This window comes from Rodentibacter rarus (genome assembly GCF_001998965.1).
GTDB classification, from domain to species: Bacteria; Pseudomonadota; Gammaproteobacteria; order Enterobacterales; family Pasteurellaceae; genus Rodentibacter; species Rodentibacter rarus.
The window spans coordinates 1-3,431 of the sequence record NZ_MLHJ01000146.1; the positions used below are offsets into that span (position 1 = coordinate 1).

Annotated in this window: 6 protein-coding genes and 1 pseudogene; 4 read left to right on the plus strand and 3 right to left on the minus strand. The window is 38.9% G+C overall.

The features are described from left to right. Nucleotides 1-207: 207 nt before the first annotated feature. Together BKK50_RS11755 and BKK50_RS11760 are read left to right on the plus strand one after the other, a co-directional pair. A complete protein-coding gene (locus BKK50_RS11755) occupies nt 208-486 on the plus strand; it encodes a BrnT family toxin (protein WP_077418347.1) in 279 nt (92 codons plus the stop codon). Next, nucleotides 461-769: a BrnA antitoxin family protein gene (locus tag BKK50_RS11760; RefSeq protein ID WP_077418349.1), complete on the plus strand. Its 309-nt coding sequence runs from the start codon at nt 461-463 to the stop codon at nt 767-769. The genes BKK50_RS11755 and BKK50_RS11760 overlap by 26 nt, the downstream gene beginning before the upstream one ends. Nucleotides 770-1,362: 593 nt before the next feature. Here BKK50_RS11760 and BKK50_RS11765 read toward each other — a convergent pair. Beyond that, entirely contained in the window at nt 1,363-1,656 is a 294-nt protein-coding gene (locus tag BKK50_RS11765) for a hypothetical protein (RefSeq protein ID WP_077418351.1), read from the minus strand. 84 nt (nt 1,657-1,740) lie between these two features. Here BKK50_RS11765 and BKK50_RS11770 point away from each other — a divergent pair, with 84 nt between their 5' ends. Together BKK50_RS11770 and BKK50_RS11775 are read left to right on the plus strand one after the other, a co-directional pair. Continuing rightward, a complete protein-coding gene (locus BKK50_RS11770) occupies nt 1,741-2,043 on the plus strand; it encodes a type II toxin-antitoxin system HigB family toxin (protein WP_077418353.1) in 303 nt (100 codons plus the stop codon). An 11-nt stretch (nt 2,044-2,054) separates the two neighbouring features. Next, complete coding sequence (locus BKK50_RS11775; RefSeq protein WP_077418355.1) at nt 2,055-2,414, plus strand: helix-turn-helix domain-containing protein; 360 nt, start codon at nt 2,055-2,057, stop codon at nt 2,412-2,414. 41 nt (nt 2,415-2,455) lie between these two features. Here BKK50_RS11775 and BKK50_RS12555 read toward each other — a convergent pair whose 3' ends face one another. Together BKK50_RS12555 and BKK50_RS12560 are read right to left on the minus strand one after the other, a co-directional pair. Then, entirely contained in the window at nt 2,456-2,620 is a 165-nt protein-coding gene (locus tag BKK50_RS12555) for a hypothetical protein (RefSeq protein ID WP_158074680.1), read from the minus strand. A gap of 17 nt (nt 2,621-2,637) precedes the next feature. Then, nucleotides 2,638-3,431: pseudogene (locus BKK50_RS12560) on the minus strand (hypothetical protein); the annotation flags it as partial.

Genomic DNA, 3,431 nt, shown 5'->3' on the forward strand with positions numbered 1-3,431 from the left:
TTGGAAGATCATTGACACAGTGTGTCCACTGTGTCCAGCATTTTTCTATTATATATACATTTTTTTATTTTTTAGGTGGTGGAAAGTCTTGGGTTGATCCATAGGTGAAACTTTATAAATAAGAAAACAAAATGTAGTAACAAAAAGATTGAATAGTTATATTAATGTAGTTACAATATAAGCAAATAAGAAACCAATAATCCCGTAATGAAAATTGAGTACGATCCGAACAAATCACAGCGAAACATTGAGGAGCGCAATTTATCTTTTGATGAAGTCGCTTTCTTTGAATGGCAAACGGCAGTCATTATTCCTGATGTTCGTTTTGATTATCCTGAGCCACGTTTTACAGCAACAGGTTATTTGAATGGACGTTTACACGTTCTTTGTTTTACACCAGTTCAAAACGGCGTGAGGGTGATTAGTTTTCGCAAGGCAAATGAAAGAGAGGTAAAGAGATATGAAACACAGAGAACCGCTTATTAATGCAGATGGCGAAGTTAGAGAATTGACAGAGGCTGATTTCGCTCTTGCTAAACCTTTAGCAGAGGTTATGCCGCCTGAATTTGTGGCAATGGTAAAAAACCACCAAAAAGAGATGGAACAGCAAGGGAAAATGCGAACAGGGAGAGGAAAGCAGAAAGCACCAACCAAACAATCTATCACGTTAAGATTATCCCCTGAGGTTATTCAAGCGTTTAGAGCAACCGGACAAGGCTGGCAAACCCGAATTAATGAGGTATTATTAAACCATATTAAAACAGCATAATTCAAAAGGCTTAGTGCAGTGCATTGAGCCTTTTTATTGGAATTTTTTGAGCAGTACGCGCGCGCGAGGGATAATTTAATGCCCTCAAATTTGAGGAGATGTGAACCTAATTAAATAACCAACATCCACCAACGGTGAAAGTTATTTTGCCAGTTATTAAATTTTACTTAATGACTTAACCTCAACTTGAGGATAAACAACGAAACCAAAAATGGATCGGTTAAAGGTAAGCGAAGTTTAGTGGCTAAATTGGGGTGATCGCCATTGGCTGACACCCTCTCTTCACGATCCTAATAATTGTTCAAAGAATAGTCATTTTGATAGATGACTTTTTGTTTTAGTTATACGTTTAGTTATACACTTAAAAATAAAATTAAAAGAAATTCAGTATTTAAAAGGCTTTACCGCCATCAATTCAGATGACGCCAGCACCAGATTTAATATAACCGCAATACAACTACAACCGTAAAATCAAAGGGTTAGATTGTTTTGCGGTTTTTTAATGCCACTCAAATACAACTAGGAATGATCCGTATATGATCCGTGGATAGTGCGGCAAAATCACCGCACTTTTATCCCATATTTTTGACAAGTTATACCACGATTTGCCCGTTTTCTTTAAGATAAGCATAAATACGCGACAACATAATTTGTGTCGGGGTTTTGCCAATATCTTCTTTGGTAAACGGTGCGTCATTAATCGCTTTCGCCCCTTCTACATCAATCCATTTGTATTCGCTAATAATTGGCGTGAAATCGGTTACGACACCGTCATTGTCTGTGCCCGTGCCAATCACATATTTGGCGTTAATTGAGCCGTCCTCTTGCGTGCTGTAAGCCGCAATTGCTGAGTACATTGGGTTTAAGATTTTGTTGAATGTTGTCATAAAAGACTCCTTGTTGTTGGTTAAATATATTGCAAATATCCCAAATTGGGATATAATACAAATCAGGTTAAAAGAGAGGACACTATGCGAATTATTTCAATTTCCACGCTAGTCGCCTATTGGGAAAAACACCCTGATGCAGAACAGCCTCTAAAGGCTTGGATAGCTGAAGTAAGAAAAGCGAATTGGCTGAATGCACATGAAATCAAAGCGCAATACAAATCTGCCAGTATTTTGAAAAATCGCCGTGTCGTATTCAATATAAAAGGCAATGACCACCGTTTAGTAGTTGCCATTGCCTTTCAGTTTGGCGCAGTCTATATTAAATTTATCGGTACTCATGCCGACTATGACCGAATTAATGCCAATGATGTTGAACTAAATTAAAGGGGGAATTTATGAATCAAATCAAACCCATTCGTAATGAGCAAGACTATCAAACAGCCTTAAAAATAGTTGAGCCCTTCTTTGATAAAGAAAGCTTTTCTACTGATGAAGCGGACTTCTTTGATGTCATGATAACCTTAATTGAAAATTACGAATCTAAGCATTACCCAATCGATCCGCCAGATCCGATTGAAGCAATTAAATTCAGAATGGAACAAGAAGGGTTATCAGTTAAAGACTTAGAAAACACGATCGGAAAACCGAATCGTGTTTATGAAGTTTTTAACCGAACCCGTCCATTAACACTGAATATGATCCGTAAAATCCATAAGCAAATGGGAATTAGTGCGGATGTGTTGATTCGTGCATAAAAACTCGCCTAAATTTAACCGCACTTTTGTGCGGTTTTGTTTTATCCTCCGTGCCCTCCTGAACCAATACAGTTTTTACCCGGTTGCATATCTTTAGGGGATAATTGATAGCAGAAAACTGGTTTAGTTGTGTAATCGGCTTTGTATTGAGTTGAACAAGCCATTAACAGATTTGAAATAAGTAATATTAAAAATGTTTTTTTCATCCTATTTCCTCTCTAAATTAACAAATTGCTAAAATAGAAATATCAGGGCAAAATACCCTCCCACTACCCAATACGGAAGATGTGTAGTTTATTCTTAGCTCTGTATTTGCATTAACTACAAAGAAACCAGATAAAAACACACTTCCTATTGCATTACTTCCTTTTACGGTATTTGATCCTCTAATATTCCCTCCCGCAGAACTGGTAATTTCCACAGTGGCTGTCACACTAATATATCCAGCTTGACTACCTGAAGCTGAATTGACATAAATACTACAGAAACAAGCCGGAATAAAAATAGTACGTTTTTTACCAAAAGCAGGTATTACTAGTGTTTTACCATGAACCAGTGTAAATGCCTGAGCTGTATCATCAATAAGATTTTTAGCGTAGATATTTCCTGAAAATACGCCCGTAATCCCTTCGATTCTCGCCCCTTTTATTAAGCCACCGTTAATCGTTGAGCCATTAATGGTTGTCCCGCTCACACTTCCGCCACGAATCGTATTTCCCTCAATGGTTGTCCCGGTGAGGGTTCCGACTGTTACTCTCCCTAAATTGGCACTAATCGCCCCCAAATTCGAGACGTTAAGCAATTCTGCCGTCAGTGAGTTTGAGGCAATATGATTCGCATTGAGGGATTTTGTCGCAATATGTCTTGCGCCAATAGCGCCCGCTGCAATTTCATTTGCCGTGACCGCACCGGCGGCGAGTTGTTCGGTGGTGATGGTTTTTGTGACAACCGATCCGCCGTGAATCGCCGTCACGCCTGCGTTTTGCCACGGGCTTGGCTCTCGGGTATGTTCGGTGC

What these genes read in the sequence shown, in the direction of transcription:
- BKK50_RS11770 (WP_077418353.1), top strand. Translation starts at nt 1,741, where the DNA reads ATGCGAATTATTTCAATTTCCACGCTAGTCGCCTATTGGGAAAAACAC.
- BKK50_RS11755 (WP_077418347.1), top strand. Translation starts at nt 208, where the DNA reads ATGAAAATTGAGTACGATCCGAACAAATCACAGCGAAACATTGAGGAG.
- BKK50_RS12555 (WP_158074680.1), bottom strand. Translation starts at nt 2,620, where the DNA reads ATGAAAAAAACATTTTTAATATTACTTATTTCAAATCTGTTAATGGCT.
- BKK50_RS11775 (WP_077418355.1), top strand. Translation starts at nt 2,055, where the DNA reads ATGAATCAAATCAAACCCATTCGTAATGAGCAAGACTATCAAACAGCC.
- BKK50_RS11760 (WP_077418349.1), top strand. Translation starts at nt 461, where the DNA reads ATGAAACACAGAGAACCGCTTATTAATGCAGATGGCGAAGTTAGAGAA.
- BKK50_RS11765 (WP_077418351.1), bottom strand. Translation starts at nt 1,656, where the DNA reads ATGACAACATTCAACAAAATCTTAAACCCAATGTACTCAGCAATTGCG.